9 protein-coding genes are annotated in these 16,194 nt (G+C 64.1%); 8 read left to right on the forward strand and 1 reads right to left on the reverse strand.

Annotated features, from left to right (window positions below; all coding sequences use genetic code 11):
- The first annotated feature begins 35 nt into the window (after positions 1-35).
- The 8 genes from GSQ92_RS05140 (at position 36) to GSQ92_RS05175 (ending at position 14,252) form a co-directional block, all read left to right on the forward strand.
- The gene (locus GSQ92_RS05140; protein WP_158802337.1) at positions 36-2,249 is read left to right on the forward strand and encodes a primosomal protein N'; all 2,214 of its coding nucleotides are present in this window, start codon (positions 36-38) and stop codon (positions 2,247-2,249) included.
- 67 nt (positions 2,250-2,316) lie between these two features.
- Complete coding sequence (gene ileS / locus GSQ92_RS05145; protein WP_158802338.1) at positions 2,317-5,139, forward strand: isoleucine--tRNA ligase; 2,823 nt, start codon at positions 2,317-2,319, stop codon at positions 5,137-5,139.
- The gene (gene lspA / locus GSQ92_RS05150; RefSeq protein ID WP_158802339.1) at positions 5,136-5,648 is read left to right on the forward strand and encodes a signal peptidase II; all 513 of its coding nucleotides are present in this window, start codon (positions 5,136-5,138) and stop codon (positions 5,646-5,648) included. Before ileS ends, lspA begins: the two co-directional genes overlap by 4 nt.
- A 19-nt stretch (positions 5,649-5,667) precedes the next feature.
- Positions 5,668-6,228: a DUF3035 domain-containing protein gene (locus tag GSQ92_RS05155; RefSeq protein WP_216849972.1), complete on the forward strand. Its 561-nt coding sequence runs from the start codon at positions 5,668-5,670 to the stop codon at positions 6,226-6,228.
- Between the two features lie 9 nt (positions 6,229-6,237).
- The gene (locus GSQ92_RS05160; RefSeq protein ID WP_158802341.1) at positions 6,238-7,008 is read left to right on the forward strand and encodes an SDR family NAD(P)-dependent oxidoreductase; all 771 of its coding nucleotides are present in this window, start codon (positions 6,238-6,240) and stop codon (positions 7,006-7,008) included.
- Positions 7,009-7,269: 261 nt separating this feature from the next.
- Positions 7,270-8,229 carry a glycosyltransferase gene (locus tag GSQ92_RS05165; protein ID WP_254065558.1) on the forward strand — a complete coding sequence of 320 codons (960 nt, stop codon included), beginning with the start codon at positions 7,270-7,272 and terminating at the stop codon, positions 8,227-8,229.
- Complete coding sequence (locus GSQ92_RS05170) at positions 8,226-11,081, forward strand: glycosyltransferase (protein ID WP_159013103.1); 2,856 nt, start codon at positions 8,226-8,228, stop codon at positions 11,079-11,081. The genes GSQ92_RS05165 and GSQ92_RS05170 overlap by 4 nt, the downstream gene beginning before the upstream one ends.
- A 234-nt stretch (positions 11,082-11,315) precedes the next feature.
- A complete protein-coding gene (locus GSQ92_RS05175) occupies positions 11,316-14,252 on the forward strand; it encodes a glycosyltransferase (RefSeq protein ID WP_158802343.1) in 2,937 nt (978 codons plus the stop codon).
- Here GSQ92_RS05175 and sthA read toward each other — a convergent pair.
- Positions 14,168-15,658, reverse strand: coding sequence for a Si-specific NAD(P)(+) transhydrogenase (gene sthA, locus GSQ92_RS05180; protein WP_158802344.1), 1,491 nt, complete (start codon positions 15,656-15,658; stop codon positions 14,168-14,170). The two genes, GSQ92_RS05175 and sthA, sit on opposite strands and share 85 nt — an antisense overlap.
- Positions 15,659-16,194: the final 536 nt, after the last annotated feature.

The raw sequence follows: 16,194 nt of genomic DNA on the forward strand, positions 1-16,194 counted from the left end.
ACCCGGATGATGACCCCCTGCTGCCGAGGAGGCAAATGAAGGGAAGCGAGCGCGACCTGCTTGGCGGCGAGACAGTCCGCAGGGTGGCCGTGCTGCTCCCCTTCCCGCTTGCGGCCCCGCTCGACTACCGCGTGCCGCCAGGCTCCGAGGTGACGGCGGGTGACGTGGTGCGCGTACCGCTGCACGGCAAGCAAGTGCATGGCGTCGTATGGGATACGGCGCCGGACCCCGATTTTCCGGCTGCTCGATTGCGCGCCCTTGCACCGTCACCGGAATTGCCGCGCCTGCCCGCCGCCTTGCGCCGCTTCGTCGATTGGGTCGCGAACTACACGCTGTCGGCGCCCGGCGAGGTATTGGCGATGGCGATCCGGGCACCGCTCCTCGCCAGCCCACCGTCCACCAGCTCCACCGGATTCGTGGCCGCCGAAGTGCCGACGGAGGATGCGTCATTGACCCCGGCCCGGCGCCGGGTCCTGGAAGTATTGGCCGATGGCCGTGCGCGTGGACTTGCCGAGCTGATCCAGGAGGCGGGTGTCGGCAGCGGCGTCGCCCGCGCCATGGCGGATCGCGGGCTGCTGCGCCCGGTGTTGCTGGAGCGGAAGCGCCGGTTCGCGCCGCCTCAGCCCGATCATCCCGGCGCGGCGACGCTGTCTGCCGCGCAGGCCGAAGCAGCCGCGCATATCGTTTCCAGCGTTCAGGCACGCGCCTTCTCGGTCACCTTGCTCGACGGCGTCACCGGCTCGGGCAAGACCGAGACCTATCTCGAAGGGGTGGCGGAGGCGCTGCGGCTGGGGCGGCAGAGCCTCGTGCTGCTGCCCGAGATCGCGCTGTCCGCTCAGTGGCTGGAGCGTTTCGCGCGCCGCTTCGGCGTGGCGCCGGCGGTTTGGCACTCGGATCTCACGCCCGCCACTCGCCGCCATACCTGGCGTGCTGTCGCTTCCGGGGAGGCCTCGGTCGTAGTTGGCGCCCGCTCGGCGCTGTTCCTGCCTTTTCCAGATCTTGGCCTCATCGTGGTGGATGAGGAGCATGAAAGCGCCTTCAAGCAGGAGGAGGGCGTGATCTACCACGCGCGCGACATGGCCGTGGTGCGCGCTCGGCTCGAGGAGGCGCCCACCCTGCTGGTTTCGGCGACGCCGAGCCTCGAAACCCTCGCCAATGCGCAGGCCGGCCGCTACGGGCATCTCGTGCTGAGCGCCCGCCACGGCGGCGCAAGCCTGCCCGAGGTGATACCCATCGACCTGAGGGCGACCCCGCCTGAGCGGGGGCATTTCCTCAGCCCTCCGCTGATCGACGCCATCGGCGAAACCCTGGCGCGGGGTGAGCAGGCGATGCTCTTCCTCAATCGCCGGGGCTATGCGCCGCTGACGCTTTGCCGCCGCTGCGGCCACCGCTTCGCATGCCGCAATTGTACCGCCTGGCTCGTCGAGCACCGGCATCGCCGCCTGCTGCAATGCCACCACTGCGGCCATGCCGAGCCGGTGCCCCCAGCCTGCCCCTCCTGCGGCGAGCCCGATACCCTCGCCTCCATCGGCCCGGGCGTGGAGCGGATCACCGAGGAGGCGGCACTGCTGTTTCCCGAGGCGCGGCGGCTGGTGATGACGAGCGATACGCTGGGCGGCCCCGAAGGCGCCGCGCGGGCGGCGACCGCGATCACCGAGCGGGCGGTCGATCTCATCATCGGCACTCAGATCGTCGCCAAAGGGTGGCATTTCCCGCATCTGACGCTGGTGGGCGTGGTGGATGCCGATCTCGGCCTGGCCGGCGGCGACCTACGCGCTGGGGAGCGCACGCTGCAGCTTCTGCATCAGGTCGCCGGCCGCGCTGGCCGGGCGGAGGCGCCGGGGCGGGTGTTGCTGCAAAGCTTCTCGCCCGAGCATCCGGTGATGCAAGCGCTGATCGGTGGCGACATCGAGCGCTTCATGGCGGCCGAGGCAGCGGCCCGGCGGCCTGGGCATTGGCCGCCTTTCGGTCGCCTGGCCGCGCTTATCGTCTTTGGCGAGGATCCGGTGGAGACTGATCGAGTGGCGGGAGATCTCGGCCGGACCGCGCCGCATGGCTCCGGGATCGAGGTGCTGGGCCCCGCCCCCGCCCCGCTTGCGATGCTGCGCGGCCGCCATCGACGGCGGCTGTTGCTCAAGACGCGGCGCGACATCGCGGTGCAGCCGATCCTGCGGGAGTGGCTGGCGAGGGTTGAGGTGCCGCGTAGCGTGCGGGTGGATCTGGATGTCGATCCGGTGTCGTTCCTGTAGCGCCGGAGGAGCAGGGATCGCGTCGGATGAGTAGCCATCGCGTTTGATTTCGGCCATACCGCCGCCCATGAGCGATACGATAACAAAGCCCGGCGCAGGGTCAGCGCCCACGCGCGACTACCGCGACACGGTCTTTCTGCCACGCACCGCCTTTCCGATGAAGGGCGACTTGCCCAAGCGCGAGCCCGCGACGCTCGCCCGCTGGGAGGAGACCGGACTGTGGGACCGCGTGCGCGCGGCCTCCGCCGGCCGCGACTATTTCATCCTGCATGACGGCCCGCCCTATGCGAACGGCAACCTCCATCTCGGCCATGCGCTGAACAAGGTGCTGAAGGACGCGATCAACCGCGCCCATCAGATGGCCGGCTTCGACGCGCTCTATATCCCAGGCTGGGACTGCCACGGCCTGCCGATCGAGTGGAAGATCGAGGAGCAATATCGCAAGGCCGGCCGCAACAAGGACGACGTGCCCGTCCTGCAGTTCCGCGCCGAATGCCGCGCCTATGCCGAGAAGTGGCTGGCGATCCAGAGTGAGGAGTTCAGCCGCCTCGGCATCATGGGCGATTTCGCGCATCGCTACGCCACGATGGATTTCGCCTCGGAATCCGCCATCGCCGCCGAGATCGGCAAGTTCCTGATGAACGGCACGCTCTATCGCGGCCTGCGCCCGGTCATGTGGAGCCCGGTTGAGAAGACCGCCCTTGCCGAGGCCGAGATCGAATATCACGACCATAAGAGCACCACCGTCTGGGTGCGGTTCCCGATCATTTCGGGCGGACCGGCCGAGATTGCCGGCGCCTCAGTGGTGATCTGGACGACGACCGCCTGGACCATGCCGGGCAACCGCGCCATCGCCTATGGTCCCGAGATCGATTACGCGCTCGTCGAGGTCGAAGCGGCGAGTGAAGGTTCGCTGGCGCGTCCGGGCGAGAAGGTGCTGGTGGCCGAGGCGCTGCTGCCCGGCTTCCTGGCCGAGACCGGCATCACCGGCCACCGTATCCGCGCGACCTATAAGGGCGCCGATCTGGAGGGCGTCATCACCGCCCATCCGCTGCGTGGTCAGGGCTACGACCATGACGCGCCGCTGCTACCGGCGGCCTATGTGACGACCGAGGCGGGCACCGGCTTCGTGCATACCGCGCCAGGCCATGGCGAGGACGACTTCGTGCTCGGCCGCACCTATGGGCTGCAAACGCCCGATCTGGTGGGGGATGACGGCACCTATAATGAGTGGGTGCCGCTATTCGCGGGCATGCATGTCTTCAAGGCGGCGGATGCGGTGGCCGGAGCGCTGGAAACGGCAGGCGGGCTGCTCAAGCGCGGCACACTGGTACATTCCTACCCGCATTCCTGGCGGTCCAAGGCGCCGGTGATCTACCGCGCGACACCGCAATGGTTCATCCGCATGGACGGGCCGCAGGACATCCGGGGCAAGGCGCTCGCCGCCATCGCCGAGACCCGCTTTATCCCCGACCAGGGCCGCAACCGCATCGGCAGCATGGTCGCCTCGCGCCCCGACTGGTGCGTGAGCCGCCAACGCGCCTGGGGCGTGCCCATCGCCATCTTCGTCGATCGCCGCACTGGCGAGCCCTTGCGCGACCCCGCCGTGATGGCCCGCGTGGTGGAGATCTTCGCCACCGAAGGCGCGGACGCCTGGTACGCCCGCCCCGCCGCCGACTTCCTCGGCAACGCCTATGATCCCGAGCAGTTTGAGCAGGTGCGGGACATTATCGATGTGTGGTTCGAGAGCGGCTCGACCCATGCCTTCGTGCTGGAGGCGCGCGGCCTACCCTGGCCCGCCGACCTCTACCTGGAAGGCTCGGACCAGCATCGCGGCTGGTTCCATTCGTCTCTGCTCGAAGCCGTCGGCACGCGCGGGCGCGCGCCGTTCAAAGCGGTGCTGACCCACGGCTTCCTGGTGGATGAGCAGGGCCGTAAGATGTCGAAGTCGCTCGGCAACGGGGTCGAGCCGCAGGACGTCATCGCGAAATACGGCGCCGATATTCTACGCCTCTGGGTGATGTCCTCGGATTCGCGGGATGACCTGCGGATCGGGCCGGAAATCCTCAAGCAGCAGGGCGAGCTTTACCGCCGCCTGCGGAACACGCTGCGCTGGCTGCTCGGCAGTCTGGACGGCTTCTCGGAGGCCGAGCGCCTGCCGCTTGCCGAATTGCCGGAGTTGGAGCGGTGGGTGCTCCATCGCCTGACGGAGCTCGACGCGCTGGTGCGCGAGGCGGTCGAGAGCCATGACTGGACCGGGGTTTACCCGGCGATCCACCATTTCTGCGCGATCGATCTCTCGGCCTTCTACTTCGATATCCGCAAGGATTCGCTTTACTGCGACCGTTTCGATGCGCCGCGGCGACGGGCGGCTCGGACGGTGCTTGATCACCTGCATCTATGCCTCACCGCATGGCTTGCCCCGGTTCTGGTCTTCACCGCCGAGGAGGCCTGGACGACACGCTTTGCCGAGGGCGGCAGCGTGCATGAGCGGCAGTTCCCCGCGATCCCGGCGGAGTGGCGCGACGAGGCGCTGGCGGCGAAATGGGCGCGGGTCCGCGACATTCGTCGCATGGCAACCTCGAAGCTCGAGGAGATGCGGCAGGGCGGCCTGATCGGCTCGTCGCTGCAGGCCGAAGTTGTTCTGTCCTTCCCCGCGAGCGAGGACGCGCTCCTATCCGCTGCTGACTGGGCGGACAACCTGATCGTCTCCACCGTGAGATTGGCAGTAGCCGAAACAGCGAACGCCGAGACGGAGGCAGCCGCCGGAGAGAAATGCGCTCGTTGCTGGCGCGTGCTGCCTGAGGTGGATGGCGACACGAAACTCTGCCTGCGCTGCACCGACGCCTTGGCCTCGGGCCTAGTTGCCCAAGCCGTCAAGCCGGCATGACGCGCCGCTCGCCAGTTGTGCTCTCGGGTGTCTTGGCGGCGCTTCTCGTGCTCGCCGCCGATCAGGCGAGCAAGTGGTGGATCCTGCACGGGCTGCACCTGCCGCAGGTCGGGCAGGTCGTGCTGCTGCCGGTGCTCAACTTCACGATGGTCTGGAATCAGGGCGTGACCTTCGGGCTACTCACTGGCACGGGAACGGCGGCGCATCTTGGCCTTGCCATCTTCGCCCTCGTGGTCGTGGCGGTGCTCGGGCTTTGGCTGATGCGGACGACACGCCTCGCCATCGCGCTGCCCCTTGGCGCCATCGCGGGCGGCGCCGTTGGCAATGTGCTCGACCGGCTGCGCTACGGCGCGGTGGTCGACTTCATTCAGGCGCATGCGCTGGGCTATTCCTGGTATGTATTCAACCTGGCCGATGCGGCGATCGTTTGCGGTGTCGCGGCGCTGGTCATCGACAACCTGTTGCCCGGGGGGCGCGAGGCGCTGCCCGGCGCCCGCAATCGGGGCTGAGGGAAGCATGGCATCCAAGGTGACGACCCGACTGGCTTTGCTGCTGGCCCCGCTCGTGCTGGCCGGCTGCAGTGACAGCGTGATGAAGACGATCGGCTTGCAGCGCGACCCGCCCGATGAATTCCAGGTCACGACGCAGCCGGCGCTCGCCATGCCGCCCGACCTCAATGTCGCCGCCCAGGCTCTGCCACGGCCCGACCCGGGCGCCTCGCGGCCGCAGGACGTCGCGGTACGCCAGCAGGCCGAGGATGCGATGATCGGTGGCGCCGCGATCGGCGGCGGCCCCACGACCGGCGGCGATACCGCGCTGGTCCAGGCGGCGGGTCCGGCCGCGCCTGCCGATATTCGTGAGGAAGTCGATGCACAAGGCCAGAAGGACAAGGGCAGCCGCAAGCTGAGCAATCGCCTGAACCCGCTCGGCCGCGCTGCGGCTCCGGTGGCCGAGGTCGATCCCGCAGGCGAGCGTCAGCGCCTGCAGGAAAATGCCGCTCTCGGCCGCAGCCCGGCTGCCGGTCAGACGCCTCTGGTCAAGCCAGGCAACAGGGGCCCACTCGGCAACCTCTTGGATTCGATTTTCTAGGTTCATCCTATGGCTGATCAGTTCGCGACCTATCCCAGCCTCGCCGGCAGGCGCGTGCTCGTCACGGGCGGTGCCTCAGGCATCGGCGCCAGCATCGTCGAGCATTTCGTCGCTCAGGGCAGTCATGTCGGCTTCCTCGACCTGGACTGCAAGGCCGCGGATGCGCTGCTGGCTCGGCTGCCGGACGGCCGCGGCCGCGCGCGCTTCGCCAGCGTCGATTTGCGCGACATTGCCGCCCTGCGCATCGCGATCGCGCAGCTCCGCGCCGAGTTGGGCGGCGGTTTCACAGTGCTCGTCAACAACGCGGCGCGGGACGACCGGCACGCCATCGACGAGGTGACGCCGGAATACTGGGACGAACGGATGGCGACGAATATCCGCCACCAGTTCTTCTGCGCCCAGGCCCTCAAGGACGACATGATCGCAGCGGGCGGCGGCTCGATCATCAATATGAGCTCGACCAGCTTCATGATGGGCCAGGGCGGCATGCCGGCCTATACGACCGCGAAATCCGGCGTCATCGGCCTGACGCGCGCCCTCGCCCGCGATCTCGGGCCGCATCATATCCGCGCCAATATCGTCTTCCCCGGCTGGGTCATCACCGGACGCCAGCTTGACCTCTGGATGACGCCAGAGGGCGAGGCGAAGCGGGCGCAGGGCCAGTGCATTCCGGATCGCCTGCATGCCCCGGACATCGCGCGCATGGTGCTGTGGCTTGCGGCTGATGATAGCCGGCTGGTCACCGCCCGCGACTTCATCGTCGACGCGGGCTGGCTGTAGCCCACGCTGCACCGGCACGCGGCCGGTGCACTAGCCTCCGGGAATCGCCCCGCGCTTCGACGCAACCATCTTTGACCCGCGCGCGATAACGAAAAATTTAGTCCCGCATCCGTAATAGGGGTGCGCGCCGTCGATCCAAACGGAGAGGCAGCTAGAGCCTCAACACATATTTTAACGGCCGCTGCCCGACGTCGCGCTTTTTGGCGCTTGGGCTAAATTTTTTTATGCCATTGAAGCCTCATAGCGGGAAAGGCCGGAGATTTGAAAGTCGTCATCTGCGGTGGCGTTGCGCTGGAATCGCAAGCAAATGCGCAGATCCGCCAGTCAATCAAGGACGGTTGGGTCGAGCTCATCGGCGAAGAGAACGTCATTACAACACACATCAGCGGCGCACCGAATGTTGTCGCCGCGCTGAGGCCAAATATCGTCCTCGGCATTGGATCTTACTTGCCGGAAACTGTCTATTTCACAGAGGTCGCGCGAGAGGCGCAGCGTTGTGGCGCCGCCACGGTCTTCTGGGCGACCGAAGATCCCTATGAGAAGGATGCGAGCTATAGGATCGAGAGCATCTTCGACGTCATCTTCAGTTGTGACCGTTGGGGCGCGCGATTCTACGAGCATCCGCAGACCTATCACCTCCCGCTCGCGGGCTGCGGCCGGCGCCACTTCGTTCCATGGCGCGCCGAGATGGAACGTCCGATCGATGTACTGTTCTGCGGCGTCGCCTTTTCCAGCCGACAGGAGATTGTCGAGGATATACGGGGCAATTTCACCGGACTGAACGTCTCGATCATCGGCCCGGGATGGGGTCGCTTCGGTGCCGGATTTTCGGATCGGCGGATCGAGAAGGACCAGCTAATCGCGCTCTACAGCCGCGCCAAGATCATTCTGAACCTCGGCCGCAGCCTGCATTTCGACAACAAGCGCTACATGATCGCGCCATCCAGCCCCGGACCGCGCACATTTGAGGCGGCATTGGCGGGCAGCGTGCAATTCTTCCATGAAGACACGCTGGAGATGAGCCGTTACTTCACGGCCGAAGAGCTGCCCTGCTTCTCCAATCCGAGCGAGTTCGGCTCTCTGCTTCAGCGCTTCCTCGCATCGGATAAGCTCCGCTCCGCCACTGCACAGCGTGCTCAGGCACGTGCTCGCGCGGAGCACACCTATATGCACCGCGCACGTCGTATCATTGAGTTTCTGCAAAGCAAGAAGCGCGCATGATCATTTTATACAACACCAATTTTACCCACAATCCCAACGCTTATCTTACGCTCGGAGTCCATGCGGCGCTGAAGCGTCTGGTGGGGGACAAGGTCGTGCTTGCCGACAACCGAACGCTGCTGCCCTTGGCGGCAACCGGCAAATTCGACACGCTCATTTGTATCGACGGTCAGCGTCTGAACAAGAGCCTCATCCGTCACGCTCGCGGCGCGTTTCAGCGCTGTATTCTGTGGTTGTTCGAAGATCCCTTCATGTCGGATTACAACCGACGGAACATCGATGTTTTCGACGTCGTTTATACGAACGACCCCTCCTGCGTCGCACTTTATGGTTCGAAAGGGCGGTTTCTTTCGCTGGGAGCAAGCACCGATCTACATTTTCGCGAGATCAAGCCTGACAGCGCGCTGAACTACGACATCTTCTTCGCGGGGACTATGTGGCCGAACCGCATTCCTATCTTGGAGAAATTGATCGCGACCTTCCCCGCCGCGCGCTTCAAGCTCATTTGTCCGACGAACGAGTATTTACCTCCATTGCCCGCCAGCCTCGCCGCCCTCGCTTTGCAACGCCCGGTCAGCCACGAAGCGTTCATCGACTTCGCGAATGCGAGCCGTGTAACTCTGACTATGTTTCGAAACTATGCCAGCCACGGCGAAGCCAGCCAGGCGACCGCGCCAGGGCCGCGGCTCTATGAGTTAGGGCTGGCGGGAACAGCGCAGGTGGTCGAGGCCGGCTCGGCCATCGGACGCGAGCATTTTCGCGAACTCCCCGGCGTCACCGCCGTCGATGATACCAACGCGCTTCTCGATGCCGTGGGCCGCCTGCTGCGCGACCCGAAGAGAAGAGCGGCCCAGGCAGGTCGCACACAGGAGGCCGTACGCACTAGCCATCTCTATGAGCATCGGCTGAAGACCCTGCTCGACCGCGAGCTCTCCATGGCGCATCGGCCGGCGCCGGAGGCAGGAAGTCGATCCTACCGGCGCGAGGGTCGCAAACTCCGGATTCTGATGTGTACTCATTCCACCATCCAGGAAAATCAATGGGGTGGCGTCGAGGTCTATCAACGCACCCTTTGCTCCATGCTGGAGAAGGACGCGGAAATCTTTTTCTGGCTGCGGCGCGGCGGTGCCTGCCAGCTCCTTGATTCGAACGGCAAATCGCTGGAACGGTTCGAGACGCCGGATGTCGGCTGGCTGGATACGCTTTGCGACCAGTTCGAGGAAATGGCACTTTCTAGCGTTCTCGCGACCTACCGCATCGACGTCGTCCATTTCCAGCATCTTGGCCATCACGCGGCGTCTCTGCCGATGATCGCGAAGGCTGCTGGATGTGGCACGGTTTTCTCGGCGCATGATTTCTTTCTTGTTTGCGCCCGCTACAATCTCCTTAACTTTGAACAGAAATTTTGTGACATCGGCACCAAGTCGATCAGCGCCTGCGACGTCTGCCTGAAGGTCGCCGAGGGTCTTCCGGTCGGCGTGCAGCAGCAGCGACGTGGCTTCATGGAACAGGTCATTCGCTCGATTGATGTCCTGCTTTTCGGCTCCGACTATTCACGTAATCTGCTACGCCGGATCTATCCCTTCACCGCCCGCACGCGCACGGTGACGCTCGGCATTCCCAGCCCTGCCAATGCCGTGCCCGACCTGCGGCAGGAGAAGGCATCGCATAGCGGAGATTATGTTCTGGAGATCGCCGTCGTCGGCAATTTTATCCGGTCAAAGGGGGCCGACGCGGTTCTCAACATCATCACCACGGCGCCCGCCTCACTGTTTAAATTCCACATCTTCGGCCAAGCTGATCCGCAATACGAAAAAGTCTTTGCCACCCTCGGAAAGCCGAATCTGATATATCACGGGCGCTTCAATCCCGGCGACGTCGCGGTGGCAGCTACCGAAGTTGCGCTACATCTATCGATTTGGCCGGAAACTTACTGCATCTCGCTCTCGGAGGTGTGGCAGGCGGGCCTCATCCCCATCGTGACCAATATCGGCGCGTTGGGTGACCGCGTCATCCATGGAGTCAACGGCTTCAAGGTCGATGTCGGCGATGTCAGCGCTGTGCTGGATTGCCTCGAACTGCTGCGATCGAGCGCGGATGTCCGAACTGCCATTCGCGCGAATATCACGCCCGAACTCTGGGTCGATAGCCGCGCCTATGCGCGCACGGTGCTGGAAATTTATCATGACGTAGCGCCGGTCGCGACGCTGGACAGCAGTCCGCTCAAACTCGATGTCGGTCAGCTCCATCTTCTGCCGAAGGCAGGTTGGAAGGACCTAACCCCGTCACGCCACATCTTCGATCCGCCACGCCCCCGCCGCGTGCAGCTCACGCCACCGCCCGGCCTTCGCAGTTGGATCACGGTGCAGGGCGCCGAGAACTACATCGACGAGCTATGCGGCATCGGTATCGACGATCTCCAGGCGGCCGAGGATGTCTTTCCCTGCGACAGCCTCATGGTGCGTGGCTGGATTGTCGTGCCGGACCTGCATGTCGCTGGTCGCGTCGACCTCTGTCTCGTTCAAGAAGGCGGGCCGCTACATATCTTTGCGGAGACGGAGCGAGAGGGGCGCGAGGACGTACTCGAACTCTTTCCTGACGCTCCCAGCCGTTCTGGCTTCCTCGCGCGATTAACACTCAACGGAAAATGGAGCGACGGCGAGTATCGGCTGGCCGTCATCAATTTGGTAGGTGAGCAAGGCGCTTTTCAACTGACACCCATCAAACTGCGACTTTATGAAGGGCGCGTTGCCGGGGCGACCTCCGATCCGCCCTCGAACGACACGATCCTCGCAGCCTTCGCCCGCATTGACCGCCTGGCCTCCGCGCTCGCGGTCGGCCAAGCCGGCTGATGCAGTTTCCACCCATGAAGCGGAGATAGCGGATCCTCCGCTCCCCTCGTGCCGCGCCACATGGGCACTTCGATTTAGCAGCTCCGGAGCATGCTCACGGACAGCCTTTTTGGTCACGCAGTTTTCATGCATGCGGCGGTATACACCAAGCTCGGTCGCTCGCCGGCATCTAACTGTATTCGTCATGGCGCCGCACTCTCCGCGACGCCCCAGGATGAGAGGATTTCGGCGCCCATGGGAGAAACTACAGTCCGTCCCTCCATCGTCGGCTTTGTCGATTGCGCGGACTGGAACGAAATTGGCGGCTGGTGCTTCGATCCCGTCCTGCCCAACGTGCCTCTCGTGATTGAGATCGTCCATGATACCCAAGTCATCTGCCGCATCGAGGCAAATAAGTTCCGGGCCGATCTCGTCGAGGTGGGAGCGGGTACCGGTCATCACGGCTTCTCGATTCGTCTTCCCCACCGCCTATTCGAGACCCTTCGCGTGCATCTTAGGGTTCGTGTCGCCGGCAGGGACATTGATCTCGAGGGTTCCCCGATTGTGCTCGAGAATGCAGAGGCACTGTTGGGTCACGAGACACAGCGCCTGCTGACAAACGCGGTTTCGCACGCAGCGGAAAACGCGGCTGACACAAAGGAGTTGGTCGAACTCGCGCGTTTCTTCCTCGTGCAATTCGACCGCGTCGAAGCGGCTCTTCGCGACAGGGAAGCCTCGGCGGCGGCGCGGCAGGAGCGTCTTGCCGAGCTCGCTTCTGGCGAGCCGAGCTTGTCGCATCGGCTAAGTGGCTTGGTCGAAGCGGCAATCCAATCGCATGGCCACCTCGACTGGCCCAGCAGCGATGCCCCCGAGGTCTCGATCATCATCCCCGTCTTTAACAACTTCGACTACACTTGCCGCTGCCTCGAATCGATGCTGCGTTATCCGTCGGTGGCAAAAGCCGAGATCATCCTCGTCGACGATGGCTCGACCGATGCCACACTCCTCGCCGGGCGGATCTTCGGCGGGGTACGGATTATCCGCAATGCCGGCAACCTGGGTTTCGTCGGCTCGGTCAATGCTGGCGCCGTGGTGGCACGCGGCCATCACCTCCTCTTCCTCAATAACGACACGGAAGTCCAGGCGGGCTGGCTCGACGAGCTGTTGGAGACCTTCACGCGCGATCCCCGCATCGGCGTCGTCGGCTCGAAGCTGCTCTCGACTGACGGGACGCTACAGGAGGTTGGTGGGATCGTCTGGCGCATGGGCGATGCGATGAATTATGGCGGCAGGCAAGATCCCGAACGGCCCGAATACTGCTTCCTCCGCGACTGCGACTACGTCTCGGGCGCCGCCCTCATGATACCGCGCGATCTCTTCGAGACGCTTGGCGGCTTCTCGAGTGATTTCGCGCCTGGCTATTATGAGGATACGGATCTCTGTTTTCGTGTGAGAGAGGCCGGGCGCCGCGTCGTGGTCCAACCCGCCTCCCGCGTGCTGCACCATCAGGGCGTCACCTCGGGCGTTGATGTCGCGGGTCCCGGTATGAAGCGCTACCAGCGTATCCATCAACGCAGGTTCCTCGAGCGCTGGCGTCATGTCCTGCAGTATCACCAAGACCGGTCAGATCCGCCGCACAAGGATAGCGAGCGTCACGTTACCAAACGCGCGCTGTTTATTGACTCTTCCGTTCCGACACCGGATCAGGATGCAGGCTCCAATGCCGCCTTTGAACATATTCTCTCGCTGATGCGGCTCGGTTACAAAGTCGCTTTCGTGGGCGCCGACAATATGGCGCGGATCCCGCCCTATACGGACGCACTGCAGCGCATCGGTGTGCAGTGCTACTATCATCCCTATTTCAGTTCCGTAGAGGAGATCCTTCGCCGCGACCCGGCGCATTACGACGTCGTCTATCTGCATCGCATGGTCAATGCCGTGAAATACACGGCGCTGGTGAAGGAGCGCTATCCCGGCTGTCGCGTCATCTATAGCGTCGCCGATCTCCACTATTTGCGCACCGAGCGTCAGGCCGTGGTGGAAAGTGCCGAAGGTCTGCGGGCGAAAGCTGCCTCGATCAAGCTGCTTGAGATCGGCGCTATGAAGGCGGCCGATGGCGTGATCGTCCATTCGTCAGCCGAGGCGTTGGCTCTGGCGCAGGAAACCGCGGGCGCAGTACGCGCGTCCGTTGTTCCGTGGGTCGTGCGCGTCGGTCCCCGTCCACTGCCTTTCGCCGAGCGGCGTCACATCCTTTTCGTCGGAGGCTACAACCATCAGCCAAATGTGGATGCCGCAACTTGGCTTGTGCATGAAATCATGCCCCTTGTGTGGCAGCTCGATCCCGAGATCACCTGCCTTCTGGCGGGCAGCGCCATGCCACCGGCGATAGAAGCGCTGCGGCGGCGAGGCATATTGCCCATAGGACATGTGGCGGATCTCGGCAGTCTTCTGCAGAGAACCCGACTCACCGTGGCACCGCTGCGCTTCGGAGCCGGGTTGAAGGGCAAAGTATTGACCAGCATGGCCGCGGCCCTGCCTTGCATCGCCACAGCCTGCGCGATCGAGGGAATGCATCTGCCGCTGGCGCTGGAGGCGCTTACGCTCGCCGATGGCGCCGGAGCATTCGCGAGCAAGATCGTCGAACTCTATCACGACGCGAAACGCAATGCCGAAGCGGCAGCCCTCGGCGTCACGCTCGTTGGCGAGCGCTTCTCCGAGAGAGCTATTGATGCCGGGATCGGCCAGGTCCTGAAACCCGCGCTACCGGCACCGGCTATCCTGCTCTCGGCCGATGGTCCTACCGAAGATCAAACGCCAGCCGAGGCTACTGCCCTCCCCAAGGGTCAAATCGGCACCGAGCCGCTGCTCGTACGCGACATCGAGGTTGAGGGGGCGATCACGACGGGACCTCGGATCATGGTCGGTTCGGACTGTACGGCGGAGGTCGTGGCTTTGGCAGAGCCTGAAGTCCTATCCGGCAACCTGCGTGTGGTGAGCGTCGCGGCGGTCCCCGCAGAATTAGATGGGACAGTCCTGATTGGATCGCCCGAGCTTCCCGCGCCATCTGAACTCCCAGTGGAGTTGGCGCGGGCGTCTGGCGACGAAGCTCAGGCGGCGTCTTCCTCTTCCGCGGCTCCAGCGGTGACGGGCGCGATCGGAACGACGGCCGCCGTGTGGGAGGCGCCCGACTGAGATGCGGCGCCGCGACCGGGTATTGCCATCCGGTTCCAGGCATCGAGCGCCGCGATCTTGTACGCCTCCGCGAGAGTCGGATAGTTGAAGGTATTGTCGATGAAGTAGTCTAGCGTGCCCTTTAGGTTGAGGACCGCTTGGCCGATGTGGATGAGTTCGGTGGCTCCCTCGCCGACGATATGCACCCCCAGAAGCCGGCGCGTGCGGATCGAGAAGATCATTTTCATCATGCCGGTATCGAGGCCCATGATATGGCCGCGCGACGTCTCCCGGAAACGCGCGATGCCGCATTCATAGGGGATGGCGCGCCGCCGCACTTCCTCCTCGCTCATGCCGACGGTTGAGATCTCCGGGACAGAATAGATGCCATAGGGGAAGAATTCCGGGGCGGGTGGGATCGGCACGTCGAAAGCGTGGCAGGCCGCAATGCGGCCCTGCTCCATCGAGGTCGAGGCGAGGCTGGGAAAGCCGATCGCGTCGCCGGCCGAGTAGATATGGGGAACCTCAGTCTGCAGTGTTTGCGGATGCACTTTCAGGCGGCCGCGATGGTCGACCTCCAAGCCGCAAGCCGGAAGGTTGAGCGTATCCGTCGCCCCGACGCGCCCGGCGGCATAAAGCAACATTTCGGAGCGCACGCGTCGGCCACCCTCCAACGCCGCGACGGGCCAGCCGTTCTCGATCTCGACCGCTGTCACCTTGGCGCCGAGACGGATCGTCATGCCGCGATCGCGCATTTGGTGGGTGAAGTCCTCGATGATCTCCTGGTCGATGAAATCCAGGAAACTCTCCCGCGGCTCGACCAGCGCCACCGGCACGTCCAGCGCGCTGAAGATGGTGGCGTATTCCACGCCGATGACGCCCGCACCGATGACCGTCAGGCTGCGCGGCAGGCGTGTCAGCTCGACGATCTCGTCGCTGTCGAGAACGCTCGCGCCATCGAAGGGAATGCTGGCTGGACGGTAGGGCCGGGTGCCGACCGCTATGAGGAATTTCTCGCCCGAGAATACGCGGCTGTCGCCCTTGGCCGAGACGACTTCGATGCGATGAGGGTCGATGAAATGTGCCGTGCCCTCGATCGTGCGCACCGCGTTGCGCGCAAACTGGTGCTCCAGGATATCGACCTCGTGGTCCAGCGTGATGTGCAGCCTGGCCATGAGGTCCTTGGCCTCGATATTCTTCTTCACGCGGTACGAGCGGCCGTAGAAGCCGCGTTCCCGCCAGCCGGAGAGGTTGAGCACGGTCTCCCTCAGGGTCTTGGAGGGAATAGTGCCGGTATGGACCGACACGCCGCCGACACGCCGTCCACGTTCCACCACCAGGACGGTTTTGCCGAGCTTGGCTGCCTGGATCGCGGCCCGGCGGCCCGACGGGCCGCTGCCGATGACGATGAATTCGAAATCGGTCACGCGCCTGCCTTTCCGCGACGTGCCCCCGCTAGAGTGCAGTGCACAAAATCACCTTAGGGCAGACGTATTGCCCTTCGCTAGGGGCCGAGTTCGTGAATATCGACTGATCGGCCGGGCAGCCCGAGGCGATCTCGGGCGCCGCCTCACCCCTATCGATCGAGTATTGAGCGCCGCCAGAACCGCCCCACCAAAATTCATAGTATCACCAAAGTAATTCTAGAAAAACAAGCAGATCTCATGGCGCGCATACCCGCTGTTCCGGCTCCGGAGTAAAGGGGCGACAGGAAGAATTTGTAAAAATCTTGCTTGAAGGGAAGAGCATGACACTTGGGGAAGGCGGCCGAGTCCAGGCTAGTGCCCCCCATTTAGGCTATGCTATGCTAATGCTTTAGTGCCCTTTTGGGCGTGGCCAGCCTACCGCCGTTTGAGCAAATTATGTATGTGCCCGCCATATTCGCACAGGGAGTACGCCCGATCGCACGCGCCCTCCCCCCGCTGTTTCCGCTGCTGACAAGAACGCGAGGCGGAGCGCCAGT

The sequence above is a fragment of the Acidisoma sp. S159 genome, from assembly GCF_009766125.1.
Lineage (GTDB): Bacteria > Pseudomonadota > Alphaproteobacteria > Acetobacterales > Acetobacteraceae > Acidisoma.

Bases quoted from the DNA above. Each gene is read 5' to 3' on its own strand.
- lspA (WP_158802339.1), top strand. From the start codon at position 5,136: ATGACGCGCCGCTCGCCAGTTGTGCTCTCGGGTGTCTTGGCGGCGCTT.
- GSQ92_RS05140 (WP_158802337.1), top strand. From the start codon at position 36: ATGAAGGGAAGCGAGCGCGACCTGCTTGGCGGCGAGACAGTCCGCAGG.
- GSQ92_RS05160 (WP_158802341.1), top strand. From the start codon at position 6,238: ATGGCTGATCAGTTCGCGACCTATCCCAGCCTCGCCGGCAGGCGCGTG.
- ileS (WP_158802338.1), top strand. From the start codon at position 2,317: ATGAGCGATACGATAACAAAGCCCGGCGCAGGGTCAGCGCCCACGCGC.
- GSQ92_RS05175 (WP_158802343.1), top strand. From the start codon at position 11,316: ATGGGAGAAACTACAGTCCGTCCCTCCATCGTCGGCTTTGTCGATTGC.
- GSQ92_RS05170 (WP_159013103.1), top strand. From the start codon at position 8,226: ATGATCATTTTATACAACACCAATTTTACCCACAATCCCAACGCTTAT.